This window comes from bacterium, assembly GCA_040755795.1.
Classification (GTDB): domain Bacteria; phylum UBA9089; class CG2-30-40-21; order CG2-30-40-21; family SBAY01; genus JBFLXS01.
Genome location: JBFLXS010000758.1, coordinates 1 through 1,055, shown reverse-complemented (window position 1 = coordinate 1,055; position 1,055 = coordinate 1). Strand labels below are relative to the sequence as shown.

Here is a 1,055-nt window from a genome sequence, read left to right as displayed (position 1 = left end):
GATAATCATAGGCTACAGAAATTTGATCCATCTGGTAATCATCTGGAAGTTATTGGTAGTATGGGGCAAGGTAAAGGACGATTTCTTACCCCACAAAAATTAGCCATCCATCAAAACAAACTCTATGTGGTTGATTCCAATAACAATAACCTTCAAATATTTGATATAAGCACTTATATCACCGATGTCTCCGCCGCTCCTACATTATTCTCACCCAATGACGATGGTAAGTTTGATACTACGACAATTAGCTACACTATCCCGGAAACAGCCCATGTGACCATAAATATCTATGATAAAGATGGAAATCTGATAAGAAATTTAGTCAATGAAGATAGACCTGCAGGCACTCAGACAAAGGTATGGGATGGCAAAGATGATTCAGCCAGAATAGTCGCTGATGGTGAATATACCTATGTCATAAATGCTGTCAATGCCTTGAATTACCATGCCCCACAGAAAAAAGGTAGTGTCTGGATAGATAACACACCACCTCAAATCTCTTATCAAAAGGCAACACCTGAAACAGTCATAGTCGGTAACACCATAACTTTAACGGCTCAAATCAAAGATGTCAATGTAGTCGCCTCTGCTACTATTAACCTTATGCCTATTTTAAATAATGCCAATCAACCGATGTTTGACGATGGAACATATGGGGATGAAATCGCCAATGATGAAGTTTATACTTATAAAACTACAATACCAGGCTCTGTCTCATGTGGAGTAAAGAGTTTAATTATCAGGGCTGAAGATATGGTTTCTAATCAAAGTCAAGCAACTATCACCCTGCAACTAATAAATCCGAAGATAACCTCAGTTTTACCTACTTCAGGCACGATTGGGACAAAGGTGACCATAAAAGGTGAAGGTTATCTTCCTTCAGAGTCAATTCGGATAGATTTTGGGACAATATTGACTATTGGCTTGACTACTACTAATGCTCAAGGTAGTTTTACCGCTGCCTTTACTGTCGATTCACAACCTTATGGATTAAAGACTATTACTGCTACAGGGCTTATCTCATGTGGAGTAGCAAAATCCATCTTTACTAT

At 38.5% G+C, this 1,055-nt stretch carries 1 protein-coding gene; it reads left to right on the top strand.

Annotation, left to right across the window (positions count from 1 at the left end):
* A partial coding sequence (locus tag AB1414_21465) for a FlgD immunoglobulin-like domain containing protein (protein MEW6609980.1) occupies positions 1-1,055 on the top strand: 1,055 nt, incomplete at both ends.